We start from the raw sequence: 17,645 nt of genomic DNA on the forward strand, positions 1-17,645 counted from the left end.
TATGACAGTTATGAGGCTATTGTCGATGCCACTTGCTTGGCTTGGAATAATTTGCTTAAACAGCCACAAAGAATTCGGTCGTTAACTGCTCGTGCTTGGGCGCAACTTTAATTGTTGGGTTTGGTATTATATTCAGGATAAGCCTCAATCACTTTATCATGCAAAGTCGCTATGGGCAGCTGCGGACGCGGCTCAACGTCCACATAAGCTAATTTGTGATTAAATACATCATCAAGCTCTTGATGAAAAGCCAGCAACGCGCCGGTAATGCCTGCCATAAATAAGAAAGCGGCCATCACAAGCCCACTATAACGATGAACCCAAAGACAAGCTTGACGTATTTTTATTGCCATAAATAATCTAATTCCGTGGTGTATGAATGCCCAAGACCGGTCCTTGGGCGCTATAAAGTCATTGTCTGAACACGCTTAAAGGTTAGTTTTTTAGTACCTACTGCCAAAAATCAGGCATAAAATAACCCTACTAAGCCGAAGCCTACTAGGGTCAGATAACACAAAAGTTGCTATTTACTGCGGGTCACTACTGTATAGCGATAACCCGCTATTTAAACCTCTTATATCTTGAGACTATTGACTGACAAAAGCGATCTTATCCATTTGAGCTTGACTTGCCAGAGCCAATACTTGTGCTACAGTCTCATAACGCGCATCTTTATCGGCGCTTAAGCGGATAGAGGGCTGCGGCTGTTGTTGTGATTCGCTTGCCAAGCGGTTCTCTAGCTGTGTCAAAGTTATGGGCTGATCGTCCCAGTACACACCCGCATCTTTATCGATGCTAATTTGCACCACTTTTGGTGGAGTTTGCTGCACACTAGCACTGGTCTTTGGCAAGTCTAAAGGCACCGTAGGGTTTAGCACGGTGGCCGTTACTAAGAAAATAATCATTAATACCAACATGATATCAATCAAAGGAATGAGGTTAATCTCATTCATAGATTGCATATCGTCATCACCTAACTGAAAAGCCATATAACGCTCCTATCTGGTTGGCCTACCGATTACTGCTCGTGTCTAGTGAGTGTTGGCAGTGGATGTATTTAACGAGGCATAATCGCCATCTTTACTGCTTTGAGCCTGTGTCTTTAGCGCTACCTGAGCAGCGGCGCCGCTATTCATAGGCTTAGCTGTGTCACCGAGTAGACCATAAGCGGTGTCATTGGCAATAAATAAGGTGCGGCGATTAATACGAATGGCGATGTTATAAAAAATAACTGCAGGAATGGCCACAGCCAGACCCAGACCTGTCATGATAAGTGCCTCACCTACAGGACCTGCCACTTGACTAAGACCGGCTTGACCTGACTCACCAATGCTATGTAAAGCATGGAAGATACCCCAAACCGTCCCGAACAACCCAATAAAAGGAGCAATGGCGGCTGTGGTACCCAGTATAGCCAGACCCTTTTCCCCCGAATAACGATAGCGGCCAATCTCTTTCATCAACACCTGCTCAACCACAGTTTTGCGCTCTGAGCTACCAAGTGCTGACAAGTTTTTTGACTCTGCACTGACCGCTTGCGTCAAATCTGCGGCCACTGTGCTTTTCAGCTGACTACTTTGGTAAAGGCGCAAAATGCCTACAATCCACGAGGCTATTGATAAGCCTAGCAAGCTAAAGAACAAAAACTTAGTAACAATGTCGGTATATTGCCAATATGCTGCAAAATCCATGGGGAGTCCTTACAAAATGGGAAAAAATTAACTTTCAATCAATTCATTGAATCTAGAACTAAATCTAAAATTATCTAATCTAAAACCGCCTACTAAGATAGCAATCTTTCTAAAGCCTTTAGTGGGTAAATCTCATGTCAACTATTGGCTCTAACAGCCATAGCCATAATGTGTACCCCTAAGAATGTGCCCCTAAGGACACAAATCCGGACTAGTTAACCTGATAATCTATGGGCAGTGTCACCACCCCGACCACCGGCTGACCGCCTTTAGTGAAAGGATTAAATTTACCTTTTTTTGCGGTATTGACGGTGTAATTATCTAGCGCGGTGTTGCCTGAAGACTTGGCTAAGGTGGCGCTTGTTACCGTGCCGCTCTTATCTACTGTTAATCTGACCATAACCCGCAGTCTGTCTCCTGGATTTAGCCTTCTAACTACCGCAGGCGGAATAGAAAAGTTTGGTTTGCTTCTCCAGCTGGCCTGATTGGCAGAGAAGTTCTGCGGAGTATTACTGGCAGCGGCAGCCGCCTTTTCAGCAGCAGCCTTTTCAGCAGCAGCCCTTTCAGCAGCAGCCCTTTCAGCGGCGGCCTTTTCAGCGGCAGCTCTTTCAGCAGCAGCCCTTTCAGCAGCAGCCTTTTCAGCAGCAGCCCTTTCAGCAGCAGCTCTTTCAGCGGCAGCCTTGTCAATAAGACGTTGCTGCTCAGTGTTATCAATGACTGGCTTAGGATCAGGCTTAACGATGGGGGTCTTTTCTATTTTTGGCTCAGGTTTTGGCTCAGGTTTTGGCTCAGGCTGCGTTTTAATCTTTTCGACAGGTTTTGGCTCAGGCTTTGGTTCGGGCTTGGTAACTTTGGCTGGCTCAGGTTTGGGCTCAACTTTTTTTACTGGGGCAGGCTTTGGTGGCTCAGGTTTTGAGACAGGCTGCTGCGGTGGCGGGGTGACGACTGGCTGCGGTGCAACCTCCACTACCTCTGGCTCTGGCTGCTCAGTTAAGGTTAATAGCTCAATTTCAATCGGCTTTTCAATCTCTGGCTTTTTTGGCATGGGTTTTGGCATATCTAATGCCACTAATGCTGCAGCCACCCCCATATGCAGCGCCAACACAGCAATAATCGTGGCAGTATTAACTTTAACTGGGCTAGAGCTGGTTTTATTATTCATAGAAGTAAAGTGAAATTTATTAGTGGATGCCAAGTGCCTAATGGGACAATGAAAATGGACAAACTTTATCGCTGCTACGTTTCATTGTGTTTTGTACTTTGTTTATAGGGTGTCATATCCTATATAAAATGTTACATACCACCGCCACCTTGATAAGTTTGCTTATTTTTATTGTTATAAAGCAGAAACTTATGCTGCGTAGGTTGCTATGCTATTTCAAAAACGAATGGTATAACAAAGCCGCTTCAATGTAAATAAGAATTATTACTATTTGCATTCAGTTTTGTAAAATATTAGACTGATAACACCATATGAACACATAGTATTGTTATATTATAACATAGCATATTAAGGCCGAACAAGATTTGCAATTTTGAAGTTATTCTCAATAAAGCCGCGTGGTATAATGTCTGATTTTGACTGCTTAGCTCAACAAGTTATCTGTGCTAACAGCTAAGATTTTTCTGACCGAATGGATTTTATTATGCCTATCACCCCCACCCCTGTTCTGAGCGTTGTTACTGCTTGTGCGCTTTTAAGTTTGCCGCTGCTGGCTACCGCTGCGACGCCACAAAAGTGGCAAATTAACCCGCAAAAGACCAAAGTGGGTTTCTCAGTACCTTATTTAAAAAAGTCTATCATTGAAGGCACTTTTCATAAGATAGAGGGCGTGATTAATTATGATGAGAGCCGTCCACAAAATACCGTCATACGCTTTACAGTGTATACTGATAGTGTGGATACTGACTTAAAGCCAAGAGATTATTTTATCCGCATAAAAGAGCTGCTCAATACCAAGCAATACCCCACCTTAAAGTTCACCTCTTCAAGTGTAAAGCTTAACAATCCTCGAGAGGGTTACGTCAATGGCAGCTTCAATGCGCTAGGCCAGACCAAGCCGATGACCGTTAAAGTGAACTTAACAGATATTTATACGCTTTCTAAGAGCCAACCTAGCGCCTTAAAATTTAAGGCCACTGCCACCATTAACCGCCATGACTATGGGGTGACTGCCTTTCCAGGCATCTTTGGCACCACTATTCCTATTGTGATTACCGGTGAGCTGATACCTGCCAAATAAGCGCCTCCTTAAAGCACCTCTCCCCTAGAATGAGGAGCCTGGTTGTGTCAAAAACTCAAGCTCCTCTTGGGTCGAGGGGCGCCCCAAGATCTTATTGCGATGCGGATACCGGCCAAATCTATCAATAATGACTTTGTGCCGCACCTCAAAACCGTAGACACCCTCGTCTGTGTGCTGCTTAAACAATCTATCTGCGTGCGTATGGATAAGCTTCGACTCACTGTGCATATAAGGCATTAATAATAAGTGACGCGCCTCTACACTGTGTAGCTGTTGCAACACGCCAGCCGCCACAGCTTCTTGAGCCAATGCCAAAGCCATGGGGTCTTGAGCAAAGGCTTGCGGCGTGTCGCGGTAGATGTTGCGGGAGAATTGATCAAGTACGATAATCTCAGCCAGACGTCCCTCAGGATGCGCCCGCCATGCAAATAACTCGCCAGCTGCTGCCTGAATTAACGTACCGCTAAAACGCTCGGCTAACACGGCATCAAAAGCGTCACTTTTTTCAAAAAACTTCTGCAGTCCCGCCTCATGAAAACAAAATTCGATAATCTGTTGATACATAGTTCACCTTAGTGTCTTTTATTGCGTTGGCTTAACAGTTGACCACCTTACCCAAATCCGCTCAAATTAACAACAAGACTGTGCCACTTACCAAGCACTTTTAAACTCACAACAACATTTATGCGTGTGTACATACTTACATCATGCAAATGAATCACAACAGTGTAAAATCTTAAGCTTGATATACTATATCGGTACATACGTACACTGAAATCATAAGAGGAAAGATGATGACGATCAAAACACACCCATTCAATAAAAAAACACTAAAAACCAAGCAACTGACTTTAGCTGCCCTGTGTACCTCTGTTTTGGCCTTGGCAGCTTGTCAGCCGAAAAATCAGGAAAACACCGACTCTAATGACGCTCAAAGTACGGAAATGACTGACCATGAAAAAATGGGGCATACAGACGCTGATAATGACAGTGATGAGCATGAGCTACAGATGCAAGATAGCCATGAAGGCCATGATATGAGTACTGCCGCCACTACTGAGTTTGGTAAAGAGTACATGGACGAGATGGATGACATGCATGAAGATATGATGGAAGCATTACAAAGCCATGATGCTGATGTCACTTTTGCCAAAGGCATGCTTGCTCATCATGAAGGCGCCCTAGATATGGCAGAGATTCAGTTAAAATATGGCAAAGACGACACCATGCGTAAATTAGCTCAAGACGTTATGAGCGCCCAACAAGCCGAAATTGATCAAATAAAAGCGTGGCTTAACGCCCATCCTGACAGCACAGAACAAGACTATAATAAAGAGATGCAGCAAGCCTATAGCAGTGGTATGGATGCCGTGCATGATGAGATGATGCAAGGCTTACTTGAGGCAGATGCCGACATGGCATTTGCCAAAGGTATGCTTGCACATCACAAAGGTGCGATAGCGATGGCTGAAACTCAGCTAAAATACGGTAAAGATGAGGCCATGCGCAAATTGGCTGAAGACATTATCAGCGCCCAGCAAGCCGAAATTGATCTGATGCAAAAATGGGTAAGTAAGTCTGCTTAAGCGCCGTTTTTTATGGCTAAAATTACAAACCGCCTTGCCAGCTTAAACCGCGTTTGAAACATTTAAAAAGAGTTTGAGGATTATCGCCTTGAACTCTTTTTGTGTTTTTTGCTTTATTTTTTAATTAAATTTCTATCAAATTAATCTAAAATCAATATCTTATAATATTAAACCCTCTATTTAACAAAAACTAAACCCTACTTTTATCATTCCTAAGTCTTATCAACCACATCGCTGCTTTAAAACGATATATAAAAATATCACATTCATTTTTTCTTAATAAACTATTGATTAAAAAGTGATTGTTTGACTCATAAAAAAGTTTGTTTATACAAATTCGTTCACGCCTGCCCCCTTGTATTCTTATAACTTATTGTTAAGATACCTCTCAAAATTTGTTGCCTATCAAGGTAACTGTCTTTTCATCAGCAACCTACTTAATAAAGGTTATGCGCCAGCTGCTTAAAGGCGGCAGGCGCTCAAATAGGGATATCAATATTATGAGTAGTTCAGTAATCAGGGCCATTAGCTACGCAGGGGTTTACGTCGGGGCAGTCATTGGCGCAGGCTATGCCAGTGGTCAAGAAGTGATGCAGTTTTTTGCCGGTTATGGCTTAGTGGGTATCATTGGTGCCATTATTACCACGTTGTTATTTATTTGGTACGGCTCAGTATTTATGGAGTTGGGTAACCGATTGCAGACCTGCAGTCATCGCGATGTATTGAACTACTTATGTGGTAATAAGCTTGGCTTTTTAGGGGACTATGTCCTGCTGTTTTTTATGTTCGGCTGCGTCAGCATTATGTTCTCAGGCGGCGGGGCGGCCATTCATGAGTACTGGGGATTGTCTGTGACGACCGGTAAGCTGATTATCGCAGCCATGACTTTAGCCACCGTAATATTCGGCTTCTCCTCTTCGGTGCGCGCACTCGGTATCGTCTCGCCCATTATTATCTTTAGCGTGATAGCCATCTCAATCATGACCCTAAGCACTCACTATGACCAGCTAGGTACGGTTGATGAGAGCCTAAAAAGCCTGACCCCTACTTTGGCAACCCCAGTCTGGTGGACCTCGGCCATCGTCTATGTGTCCTATAACGTCAGCTTGGCCACATCTACTTTAACGGCGATGGGCGGTAAAGAATCCAATCTAAAAACCCTACGCAGCGCTGGTATATTAGGCGGGTTTTCACTAGGGCTATGTTTGTTATTCATCACCGTCGCCTTGCTGTCAGACTTGAGCAATGTGATTGAATATCAGATTCCTTTTTTACAAATTGCCACCAATATCAGCCCTCTAATTGGTATCTTGTTTAGTGTGGTTTTGGTCATTGCTATCTTTACCACAGCGGTTACCAACTTATACGGCTGCGTAATCCGTTTTTATGACTCTCATAAAAACCCCACTCAGTTTCGCACCTTGACCGTAAGTTTAGTGGCTCTGTCGCTACTGGCTTCCCTATTCCCTTTTAGCACTTTAATTAACGTGCTATATCCAGCCTTAGGCTTACTGGGCATGGTGATTATGGTATGTGCGCTATACAAAACCTTCACCGGTCAAGTCTTCTTAAAAGATGATGCCAAGCTATAATCAGTGATTAAAAACAGCCAGCGCTAAACAATAAAAATCCCGCCATCTAAGATGGCGGGATTTTTATTGTTAGCTAAGGTACTAATCTATTGGTACTAATCTAAAAGTACTAGTCTATTGGTTAGAACTGGTAGGTTAAAGAGGCCTTGATGTTACGACCTGGCTCAAAGTCAGTTGCTGCATCGCTGTCACTTAAGCGTGAAGAGTGATTGGCATAGGTCTCATCAAAGATATTATACACACCAAGCGTGGCTTTTATATCTTTAAACTGACGAGGTGCATAACTCATATAGACATCATGGACATCGTAGCTTGGCTTAGTAATGCCGTTATTATCCGTAATTGAAGCCACATAGGTGCTGCGCCAGCCTAGACCCAGCTCGTTAGTAGGATCATAATTTAAGTTAACCATGTAACGGTCACCTGAGTCTGCAGTGCCGCCACTGACAGAAGGAATGCTATTACCTGTTTTATTACCTTCACTACGAGCGCGAGAGTAGCTTAACTCCATACCAAAATTATTAGTGGTGTAGTTAGCTGCTAACTCTACCCCTTTGATTTCATAGTCTTCATCAGAGTTCACAGAACCCTGACAATTGCCGCCTGGTCTACCTGTGTTACAGTCTAGACCCTCACGCCCACCACCTGTACGTACGAACTGTAGATAGTTTTCGATATTGGTCTTAAAGTACTTGGCACTTAATTGCAGCGCATCATTGTCTAAAGTTAGACCGCGTAATACGGTGCTGATACCCACCTCTGAGTTATCCCCTTCTTCTGGCTTAAGACCTCTATTTACAAAGGTATTTGCGCCATCTGAGTTAAAGATAGTCTGGCTTAAGTCTGGGCCATTAAACAGTTGAGTATAGCTTGCAAATACTTGTGTGTTTGGAGCGATTTCATAGCTGGCTGCTAGAGCACCTACTACATTATTATAGGTTTTGCCATCTGATACAAATTTGGGTGACTCATAACGATCATAACGAACACCAGGCGTTAAGGTAAGTTTGTCCAAGTGCCATTGATCTTCTAAATATACGGAAGTATTTTTGGCCTCATCATTGCTTGCCTTAGCAAAGTCACGGCTCATTGCTGATTCTTTTTTGTAATGCTCCACACCAGCGATTAGCTTATGATTGCCAACACGGCTCTCAATCATACTAATATTTTCAACTTTAGCGCCTGTCGTTTTTACTTCCGCATCGAACTCATAACCGGCTTTGCCATCTGAATCACGTAAAATCTGGGTCTTGGTTTGATAAGCATTGGCAGAAACGTCAATAAGTGGGTTGGCAGGATTAAAGCCATAATCTACATTGTAAGTGTCACGCTTAACTTGCTGTGGAATAGGATCTTCAGGTCTTGAAGGAAAATCTGGGCGAAATGGAAAAATACCTTTCTTCTCAGTACGACTAAAGCTTGCACCAATACGATGATCATCAGCGATAGTAGCGCCCGCTTTTAATAAAATATTTTCGCCTTTACTGTCCTCAAATAGCTCACGGCCGTCGCCATCTTCACCAGATTCCACGTCTCGCTTACCATAGTAAGCCAATAAATCCACATTTTCAGCTGGAGCAGCAAAGACAGTCGCTGAAGTTAATACCTCATCGTTATTGCTGGCATAACCTGCATGCAGCTTGGCACCGATTTTTTGGCCTGGTTTTAGTAAGTCAGCAGCATCTACTGTTTTAAAGGCTACTGCACCGCCTAAGGCATCATTACCTAAGGTTACTGAGTTATTACCCACAGCCACTTCGGTTTGCTTTAACAGGTCTGGGTCAATGGTCACATCACCCATGTGTTAAAACAAAGCACCTTCTTGACGCGCCCCATCAATGGATACTTTTAGATTGGTATCATCCAAGCCACGCACACGAATACGTTGGTTAACAGATGAGGTACCACCGACGCTCACACCAGGCACAACTTCTAAAAAGTCACTTAAATGGGAAGCTTGCTGAGCAGGTGTGTACTCTTCAGTATATAACGAATCATTCTGAGCTCTATCACGGGCTGAGCTGTTGGCTGTTACTGTGATAGTTTGAGCCGTCATACGTGGCGTGTCAGTCTGAGCGCTAGCTACTTGAGCAACAAGCGCTGAAGCAACTGCTAAACATAACGGAGATAAACGATTAGAAGATGAGGTACGCATAAGAACTCGCTATAGACAAAATAGGTTAAGAATAAAAAGAGCTAACAGTGAGCATTGTTAAGTTATCAGTATTAATAATACTAATAATAACTATTATCATTTATGTATTGCGGTTGCAGATACTACTCAATTACGACTTTTAATTCAATAGAAAAATTGGCTTAATAATTTTTTACTAGGTTTTAACCCCTCAAACACACTCAGGTAATATTGGTTAACGCCTAACATTATTAATGCCACTCTGGTCATGACAGTGGCATTTATCAGATAAAGAGGAGACTGAAATCTAAAAATTTTGGGTGAAAATAGAATTTTCTTATAACATTCATTTAAAATGAATGTTATAATTTGAAAAATTGTTACGTAAAGGTATCCATTTAGATTTTGTTATTTAATTAGTCACCGTTATCCGCATGTTTTTATGGGGTCAACACATATCCGTTGCTCTACCCATAAACATTCATTTTAAATGAATCTTATATTTATCTAGGTATATCCAGGAGTAAGAGATGGGCGAATATAAAAAGTATTGGTGGGGTTTAATCGCCATTCTTATTGTCACTTTTTCATTCTTAGGCTGGGGCGGTGTAGAGATTTATCGCACTGCACCCCCCATTCCAGAAAGATTTGTGGACAATCAAGGTCAGACGATAGTAACCAAAGACGATATCATGGCCGGTCAATCTGCTTGGCAGCGTACGGGTGGCCAGCAGTTGGGCTCAGTATTAGGCCATGGGGCTTATCAGGCACCAGACTGGACCGCAGACTGGCTGCATAGAGAGTTGGTAGCTTGGCGCAATATTAAGTCTAATGAGCTATACGCAGTAGACTATGATGCGGCCACAGAAGATCAAAAAGCCGTATTAGATGCTCAGGTCAAAAAAGAATATCGCAGCAGTGCGGTAGATGAGCACAATACAGTGGTGCTTTCTAAGACCCGTATTGAGGCCATCAATCATATTGCACCGTATTATATGAGCGTCTATGGTGATGATCCAGAGTTTCAAAAAACACGTGAAAACTTTGCTATGAAAAATAACACCATCACCAGTGTTGAAGCGCGAGAAAAGTTAACCAATTTCTTCTTTTGGACCGCTTGGGTCGCCTCCGCTGAGCGCCCTGGCACTACCGCCACTTATACCAATAACTGGCCACATGAGCCTATTATTGGCAACAAACCCACCACAGAGAACCTAATGTGGTCAGTTGCCAGTGTGGTGTTCTTGATTGCTGGTGTGGGTTTACTGATTTGGGGCTGGGCCTTCTTACGTAAAGAGGACCATATTGAGCCTAAGCTGGTTACTCCAGAATCAGACCCTCTTACCAAAATTCAACTCACCCCTTCTCAAAAAGCCTTGGCAAAATATGGCTTCTTGGTAGTGGCTTTGTTTATTTTCCAAGTATTTATCGGTGGCTTCGTCGCTCATTATACGGTCGAGGGTCAAAACTTCTATGGCATCCCTGTAGCTGACTACTTCCCCTACTCTTTAGTGCGTACTTGGCACATTCAATCCGCCCTATTTTGGATAGCCACAGCCTTCTTAATGGCCGGTTTATTCTTAACCCCAATCATTAATGGCGGTAAAGATCCTAAGTTCCAAAAGCTAGGCGTTGATGTACTGTGGGTGGCATTAATCATTGTTTGTGTGGGCTCTTTTATCAGTCAATACTTCTCCATCGCTGAAATCATGCCCGCCAAATATAACTTCTGGTTTGGCCATCAAGGCTATGAGTTTATTGATTTGGGTCGTTTTTGGCAGATTCTAAAATGGGTGGGCATCTTAATCTGGTTGGTGCTTATGTCTCGCGGCATCTTGCCTGCCTTTAAGAACAAGGGCGATAACAACCTTTTGGCCATCTTCTTCGCCTCCGTGGTGTGTGTGGGTCTATTCTACGGCTCAGGCTTATCTTACGGCGAGCACACTCACTTGACCATCATGGAATACTGGCGCTGGTGGGTAGTTCACTTATGGGTTGAAGGCTTCTTTGAGGTATTCGCCACAGTATCATTGGCCTTTATTTTTTACAATTTAGGCTTAGTGAACAAAAAAATTGCTACAGCATCCTCTATCGCTTCTGCAGCATTATTCTTACTAGGCGGTGTACCTGGAACCTTCCATCATTTATATTTTTCAGGTACCACAACCCCAATTATGGCCATTGGCGCCTCATTTAGTGCCCTAGAAGTGGTTCCTTTAATCGTGCTGGGTTATGAAGGCTATGAACACTGGTCTATGCAGCATAAGTCGCCTTGGATGCATAAGCTAAAATGGCCGATTATGTGCTTTGTGGCAGTGGCCTTTTGGAACATGCTTGGCGCAGGTGTCTTTGGATTTATGATTAACCCGCCGGTGTCTTTATTTTATTTGCAAGGCTTGAACACCACAGCAGTTCACTCACATGCAGCATTATTTGGGGTATATGGCTTCTTAGCACTCGGTTTTGTATTACTAGTCATGCGCTATATTCGCCCAGATTATGTCTTTAGTGATACGCTGATGAAAACAGGGTTTTGGCTGCTAAACTTGGGGTTGGTATTGATGATTGCCACAAGCCTACTGCCCATTGGTATTTTCCAGGCACATGCTTCAATCACCGAAGGTCTATGGTATGCGCGTAGCGAAGGCTTCTTACAACAAGATTTCCTAGTGACGCTAAGATGGATCCGCACCTTTGGTGACGTCATCTTTATTACTGGTGCTGTCTGTGTGGCATTGCAGGTGGTTAAGCTAACCTTTGCCAAACCTTCACATACCAACTATCAGCCTAATAGTCCTGTGAATAAGTAAATACATTATCAACACACCCAATCACAAAGCGCACTGTGAATCATGCACTCAGCCCCATAAGTTGAACACAGCTTATGGGGCTGATTTCATAACTGGGCTTTTTTATGCCCGATAGCTTAAATAAACAGATTTAATAAACAGCTTTGATAACTCGTTTTATTTGTCTGAATTAATCACTTAATAACCGTAAATACAGATACAGTCAATTAACGGCTCTCATGCATACGCTAATTGATGCAAGATAACAAGTCAGGTCTTAATTCACTTAAGCTACCCACCCCCAAGATGGCCATCGTCACCTCTAGCTCTTCCAAAAGCAGCTTATTGACATGTGCCACACCAAGCGCACCTGCCAACGCTAGTCCATAAATATAGCCGCGTCCTATGCCCACTGCATCAGCGCCAAGAGTTATCAGTTTGGCCATATCACTACCTGAGCTGACCCCGCCATCAGCGATGATAATCATATCATCACCTACGTATTCTCGAAGCTTAGGCAAACAGCTGGCAACCGGCATAATATCAGCCAGTACCCGCCTACCATGATTGGAGGCAATAATACCGGCACAACCACTGTCTTTGGCCAGCTGCGCGTCTTTGGGATGCAAGATACCTTTAAGCATCACGGGTACTCGGCAGCGAGCAACCAGCCACATAATATCCTCCCACGTCGGTGCTTGCGCTAATAAATGGGTTAAGCTATTTTCCGAGACATTCAGCGATGAATGATGATGCGAAAAACTGGGCATATTGACCGCTTGGCAATAATCAGACAGTTGTGCGCCCAAACGCCGACTGACTGCACGCACCCCTGTATGCGGTGCATCGACGGTCAGCACCAACAGCTGCAGACCGCCCTCGATGAGCTCATCAATCAGTTGTAAGTTGTATTCACGCCGTGCTTGGGTGAGTGCGCCATTTGATTGAACAGTTATCTGTTGTGCGGATGGCAATGCCTGCCAATACCACTGCACCACACCGACATTAGCTTGTGGCAATAATTGATTAAAAGGCGTATTGCCAAAGCTGCTTAATACGATAGGTGTGTTCATTACTTGCGCCGCTTGCATTGTCTCAAGCTCAGCTTGAGGATGATATAAGCCTTGATGTGCAACCGGTGACAGCCACAGCGGATGAGTAAGATGCATATCGAGTGGCACAGCGCTATGCGGATTATATAAATGGCAACTGGTATCAATCGGTTTTGAGTTTAATACTCTAGGCAACCAATGATAACGATCTAAAGCGTCTTTATTGCTATCACTAGTAAGGTTGTTCTCAAACAGTAACGCCTGCATCTGTGCCGGTAAATGCTGACGTGCAGCGTGCTCATAGTCTGCCAAAGTCACCAGTTCATTTGGAATCTGCGACCATAATGGCTGCCAGCGCTGCTGCTGCTGATATGTATGATTATGTGGCTGCTGATGCGTACTAGACTGAAAATAAGCGCTCATGACAGATACTGCCTTTGTTGAATTTATAGCCGCTGTTAGATTAGCTTTCTGCCCATAACCTTAGCAGATTGTGATAACTTTGATTGAGCTTTTCAATGGCTTGATGGGTTAACTGCTGATCTGTACTATGTTGCTCACTAAGCTGACCACGTTGAGCCTGAGTACGTTGAGCCTGAGTGCTTTGTGCTTGGTCGCTGGTGGCCAACAGCTTCTGCCTTAACAAAATATGACTCACATCTAAATCATGTAATATCTGGCGCTGCTCATCGCTGCGCACCAAGCTTTGTACCCAAGTCACCATGGCCAAGCGCTGACCTGAAGTCACAGTATTAACCCGGTGTAAGCTGGTCGATGGGTATAACACCGCATCTCCAGCATTTAGTTTAATGCTGTGCTCACCATATTCATCACTGATAACCAGCTCACCACCTTCATAATCGGCAGGATTATTCAAAAACAAAGTTAATGATAAATCCGTACGCATTAGCTGCTTACTATCTGGGTGTGTTTGTAGTGCGTTATCAACATGCATCCCGTAGCCTTGCCCCAGCTGATAGGCACTAAATAAAGGTGGCATAATCACTTTTGGAAGAGCTGCAGACATAAAGACAGGATGCTGCTGCAACGCCTCAAGACATAAGTTCGCCATGGCTTGATAGCTTGGATCTTGACGACTTAACTGCCAGTTGTTTTTTTGTTGCTGTGCACTGATACCAGCGGTTAGCTTCCCATCTTGCCACTGCGCATGTTGATGCGTCAATATGCTTGTGAGTTGAGACAGCTGGGCCGTATCTAATAGATTTTCAATAATATGTAGCATGGTGGTCTCCCCATTCACAGCGGTGTCAATCACTTATTGAATATATCACTTACTCAAGACGAAAAAGCCACTTTTAAATCTCAGCATATCACTTGTGCTATTTGCAATCATTGATAATAGCTGGTCATCAAAAGTGGCTTGCTCTTTATAGGTTTAAGCTTGCGATTTACACAAGCTCGCTTAAAGGTTTTAGCGTCTTAAAACTGATACTTCAGCGTTAACATCGCATTTAATGGCTCACCTTTATTCGCTCTCAAGCCCATGATGTTGACTGACTCTAAATAGTCTTTATCAAACACATTGTTGATGTTTAAGTCAGCAGAGAAGGCGTCATTAAAGCGATACGAAGCAAACAAGTCAACGGCCCAGTAATCTGGAATAACCGGCATTGAAACCTGACTTAAATCGACATTAGGATCTGCTTCACGTTTTTGCTCATCCACATAACGCAAACCGCCGCCTAAGGTGATTTTGTCATTATAATCATAGCTGGTCCACAAGGTACCCGTTAGCTCAGGTGACCATCTGCTAGACGCACCCACTGCTCCTGGTCCGCTAACACTGCCTTTTTTGATATCTGTATCCATAGTCTGGATACCTAAGTTTACCCGCCAATCTGGCGTAATCTCACCCTGCGCTGAAAACTCAAGACCTTTAATCTGGCGTTCACCAAACTGTACATAGTTTCGGTTTTCATCAAGCTCTGCCAGCTCATCTTCATGAGTGGTATGGTAATAGGCTAAACCAAGCAATCATCGCTCATTAAGCACATTCCATTTTGAGCCAATCTCCCAGCTTTTGGTTTTTTGAGGGTCAAAAATTGGGTTGGCATTGGGGTTAGCCGCATCGCGACCAGTGGTACCAAAGGTGAAGTTTTCACTGCCCGGTGGGGTTTCGGTTCGACCATAGCTGGCATAAATACTAGACTGCTTGGTGGGTTTAAATACCAGCGCACTTTTATAACTGTATAAAGTACCGTCATCTTTTAGCTTACTAGAATTGCCATCGGGTCTACGGGTAACAAAGTCTGTTTTGTATTTATCCACACGACCACCAAGCATCACATCCCACTGCTCATTTAAAGCGATAGTATCAAATAAATAAGCCGCTACTGTTTTGGTTTCACCATTGGTTTTAACACCATTTGAAACAGTCGGCTCCTGTGGCTCACTTGGATTTGGTTGATATAGACTTGGGAAGTTATTAGCCAATGAAGAGTACGTTAATCCATTATTTTTTTGTTCTTCTTTAATAAACTCCACCCCAGTACTGATATCATGACTTAATGCTCCTGTTTTAAAGTCTAAAATATTAATATTAGTCATGTTCGCTAAAGTGGTGTTTTCTCTATCTACCCCTTGTCTAATCGCACTAATTCGCCAAGTGCTGGGATCATTTTTATCAACATTTAAATCAACCAGCTTGTCATAGACTTCAAGTTTATTAGTGCCGCGACGGATATTAATCGGCGTATTAAAGGGAATATAAGGTGCTGACGATCGACGATCCATGGTCGTCTTAGAGTATCGCGTGGTGTTGGTAAGATGAATGTCATCATCAAAGTCATGCTCAACAAACACGCTATAGACATCACTGTCGATATCTTCAAAGTCACTGCTCATTCCGTAGTAGTTTTTGTCATTGACTTTGGGTGCTGCATTTCTTGCAGCATTAGCCGCATTCAGCTCAGCCACGACCTCTTCAGGCTTTGAGGCATTTACCCGTGAATAATCAAATTCAGAAAAATCAAAGTCATCCACCGTATAATCAGTACGACCATAAAAGTAACCGTCCATTCCTATGGATGGAATACCTGTCTCTGGCGTATTACGAGATCTTAACATCTCAGCGCTAGCAGTGACTCGGGTTGCTCCGCCATTATTCCAAGTAATACTCGGTGCAATACCATACTGCTTAACATCCACTTCATCACGTTTTACCGCATCACCCTTTTCAAACATCAGGTTTAATCGACCGTTAAAATCATCATTTAAGGGGCGGTTTAGATCAGCCACAGCCCGTGTTTTACCTTCGGTATCTATGCTGACTTCTGTTTTATAATCCTCATAAGACTTAGGCTTTTTCGTTATGATATTAATGGCTCCGCCGGTTGCACCACGGCCAATTTCAGCACCTGCCAGCCCCTTGGTCACCTCGATAGATTCAACATTAAATGTATCGCGATTAACCGCGCCTACTTGACGCACGCCATCTACCAAAAACAAGCTGTTGCCTGAAAAGCCGCGCATACTAATCGCATCACCCTCAGTACTATTGGCATTTTCGCCCATTTGCATCGTAATACCTGGAGTATTACGCAGCGCATCGATTAAACTGCCTGCTTTTTGTTCTTCAATTAAACGATCACCCAGTACAGTTACCGTTTGTGGTACCTCGACTAACGGCCGAGTGTACTTTTGGTTTTGTAACTTATCGGTTTTGAATTCAGCAGGATGCGGGGCTTTAACGGTGATGGCATCTAAAGTGATATGCGGCTCTGAATTAGGCTTATTAGGACTAACTGTACTCATCAATTCTGTTTGTGAGTCTGCTTGAGTACTCGATTGCTCTGCTGCCAGAGCCATAGAGGACAGAGGTACAGCAGAAGCCATAAGTAATAATTTAGATAAACTGTTTTTCCGAGTACTAACAACTGCAGAAGGTTTTTTTGCTGCACACAAGACAGCATTATTGGCTGTCTTTGTCTTTGTATTAATGATTAATCGGTCATACTGGTTATCATGCATAAGTTAAAGTCCTAAGTTTTAAAGTTTGGCTAACGGCATGATGCGCTTATCACGTCAACCACTTAAAGGGTTATAAAACGAAAACCACATCATTGAATGAGTAACGAAAAAGCAGCCGCTCAGGTCATTGTTTATCAAGCCCTGTTTGAGTCTTGCTCAATGGTGCTTAAGTTAACAGATTTGTTACCTAAATCGGCTGCAACTAGTTTTGGTAGTTAATTATCGTTATCATTTGGGAATTATTGTCATTAATATGTTTTTAATTTGCAAGTATTTTTTAAATTTTTTTATCATTAATGCAATGATTTAGCCTTATTACTCCCTTTTTATTGCTCTTAACCCATCACTCAAGCGCTTCAAAAATATAGTGTGAACTCACCGTTTAAAATATTTACCTATTTGATACCTTGCGTAACTTAGTATTTACATAGTATATTCGTAATACTCGATATTTAAGAGACCTTATTTACCCAACATACATTTGTTAAGTGGGGCATACAGGTAGGTTAAAATCGTATTTTTTAGGGTGGCCGTTCTGGCCAATATACCAGGGTTGGTAATTATATTA

The 17,645-nt window shown here is 43.2% G+C and carries 13 protein-coding genes and 1 pseudogene; 4 read left to right on the top strand and 10 right to left on the bottom strand.

Annotated elements, in window-relative coordinates; genetic code table 11:
* Positions 1 to 107: 107 nt before the first annotated feature.
* The 4 genes from JMX92_RS13680 to JMX92_RS09380 form a co-directional block, all read right to left on the bottom strand.
* Positions 108 to 353 (bottom strand): PepSY domain-containing protein, encoded by a 246-nt coding sequence (locus tag JMX92_RS13680; protein WP_201545331.1) that lies wholly within the window; start codon positions 351 to 353, stop codon positions 108 to 110.
* Between the two features lie 234 nt (positions 354 to 587).
* Complete coding sequence (locus tag JMX92_RS09370) at positions 588 to 989, bottom strand: ExbD/TolR family protein (protein ID WP_201545332.1); 402 nt, start codon at positions 987 to 989, stop codon at positions 588 to 590.
* A gap of 42 nt (positions 990 to 1,031) precedes the next feature.
* Positions 1,032 to 1,691: a MotA/TolQ/ExbB proton channel family protein gene (locus tag JMX92_RS09375; RefSeq protein WP_155587604.1), complete on the bottom strand. Its 660-nt coding sequence runs from the start codon at positions 1,689 to 1,691 to the stop codon at positions 1,032 to 1,034.
* Positions 1,692 to 1,902: 211 nt separating this feature from the next.
* Positions 1,903 to 2,853 (bottom strand): energy transducer TonB, encoded by a 951-nt coding sequence (locus tag JMX92_RS09380; protein ID WP_201545333.1) that lies wholly within the window; start codon positions 2,851 to 2,853, stop codon positions 1,903 to 1,905.
* Positions 2,854 to 3,337: 484 nt separating this feature from the next.
* Between JMX92_RS09380 and JMX92_RS09385 the strand changes: the two genes are divergently transcribed.
* Positions 3,338 to 3,934, top strand: a complete 597-nt coding sequence (locus JMX92_RS09385) for a YceI family protein (protein ID WP_227675332.1) — start codon at positions 3,338 to 3,340, stop codon at positions 3,932 to 3,934.
* A 24-nt stretch (positions 3,935 to 3,958) separates the two neighbouring features.
* On the opposite strand, the gene JMX92_RS09390 is transcribed toward JMX92_RS09385, so the two are convergent.
* Positions 3,959 to 4,498, bottom strand: a complete 540-nt coding sequence (locus JMX92_RS09390) for a DUF924 family protein (RefSeq protein WP_110816697.1) — start codon at positions 4,496 to 4,498, stop codon at positions 3,959 to 3,961.
* Between the two features lie 227 nt (positions 4,499 to 4,725).
* On the opposite strand from JMX92_RS09390, the gene JMX92_RS09395 reads away from it, so the two are divergent.
* Both JMX92_RS09395 and JMX92_RS09400 read left to right on the top strand, forming a co-directional pair.
* Positions 4,726 to 5,520: a DUF305 domain-containing protein gene (locus JMX92_RS09395; RefSeq protein ID WP_227675333.1), complete on the top strand. Its 795-nt coding sequence runs from the start codon at positions 4,726 to 4,728 to the stop codon at positions 5,518 to 5,520.
* Positions 5,521 to 6,020: 500 nt separating this feature from the next.
* A complete protein-coding gene (locus JMX92_RS09400) occupies positions 6,021 to 7,112 on the top strand; it encodes a beta-carotene 15,15'-monooxygenase (protein WP_011960743.1) in 1,092 nt (363 codons plus the stop codon).
* A 121-nt stretch (positions 7,113 to 7,233) separates the two neighbouring features.
* On the opposite strand, the gene JMX92_RS09405 is transcribed toward JMX92_RS09400, so the two are convergent.
* Both JMX92_RS09405 and JMX92_RS13560 read right to left on the bottom strand, forming a co-directional pair.
* On the bottom strand, positions 7,234 to 8,913 hold the full coding sequence (locus JMX92_RS09405; RefSeq protein ID WP_227675334.1) for a TonB-dependent receptor domain-containing protein: 1,680 nt from the start codon (positions 8,911 to 8,913) through the stop codon (positions 7,234 to 7,236).
* Positions 8,914 to 8,916: 3 nt separating this feature from the next.
* Positions 8,917 to 9,267, bottom strand: a complete 351-nt coding sequence (locus JMX92_RS13560; protein WP_227675335.1) for a TonB-dependent receptor plug domain-containing protein — start codon at positions 9,265 to 9,267, stop codon at positions 8,917 to 8,919.
* Positions 9,268 to 9,776: 509 nt separating this feature from the next.
* Here JMX92_RS13560 and JMX92_RS09410 point away from each other — a divergent pair.
* Positions 9,777 to 12,056, top strand: coding sequence for a nitric-oxide reductase large subunit (locus tag JMX92_RS09410; protein ID WP_011960745.1), 2,280 nt, complete (start codon positions 9,777 to 9,779; stop codon positions 12,054 to 12,056).
* A 227-nt stretch (positions 12,057 to 12,283) separates the two neighbouring features.
* On the opposite strand, the gene JMX92_RS09415 is transcribed toward JMX92_RS09410, so the two are convergent.
* From JMX92_RS09415 to JMX92_RS09430, 3 genes and pseudogenes are all read right to left on the bottom strand, one after another.
* Positions 12,284 to 13,510 carry an alpha-hydroxy acid oxidase gene (locus tag JMX92_RS09415; RefSeq protein ID WP_201545335.1) on the bottom strand — a complete coding sequence of 409 codons (1,227 nt, stop codon included), beginning with the start codon at positions 13,508 to 13,510 and terminating at the stop codon, positions 12,284 to 12,286.
* A 40-nt stretch (positions 13,511 to 13,550) separates the two neighbouring features.
* Positions 13,551 to 14,330 (bottom strand): Fe2+-dependent dioxygenase, encoded by a 780-nt coding sequence (locus JMX92_RS09420; RefSeq protein ID WP_201545336.1) that lies wholly within the window; start codon positions 14,328 to 14,330, stop codon positions 13,551 to 13,553.
* A 197-nt stretch (positions 14,331 to 14,527) separates the two neighbouring features.
* Positions 14,528 to 17,077: pseudogene (locus tag JMX92_RS09430) on the bottom strand (TonB-dependent siderophore receptor).
* Positions 17,078 to 17,645: the final 568 nt, after the last annotated feature.

Source organism: Psychrobacter sp. H7-1, assembly GCF_904846585.1.
GTDB lineage: Bacteria > Pseudomonadota > Gammaproteobacteria > Pseudomonadales > Moraxellaceae > Psychrobacter > Psychrobacter raelei.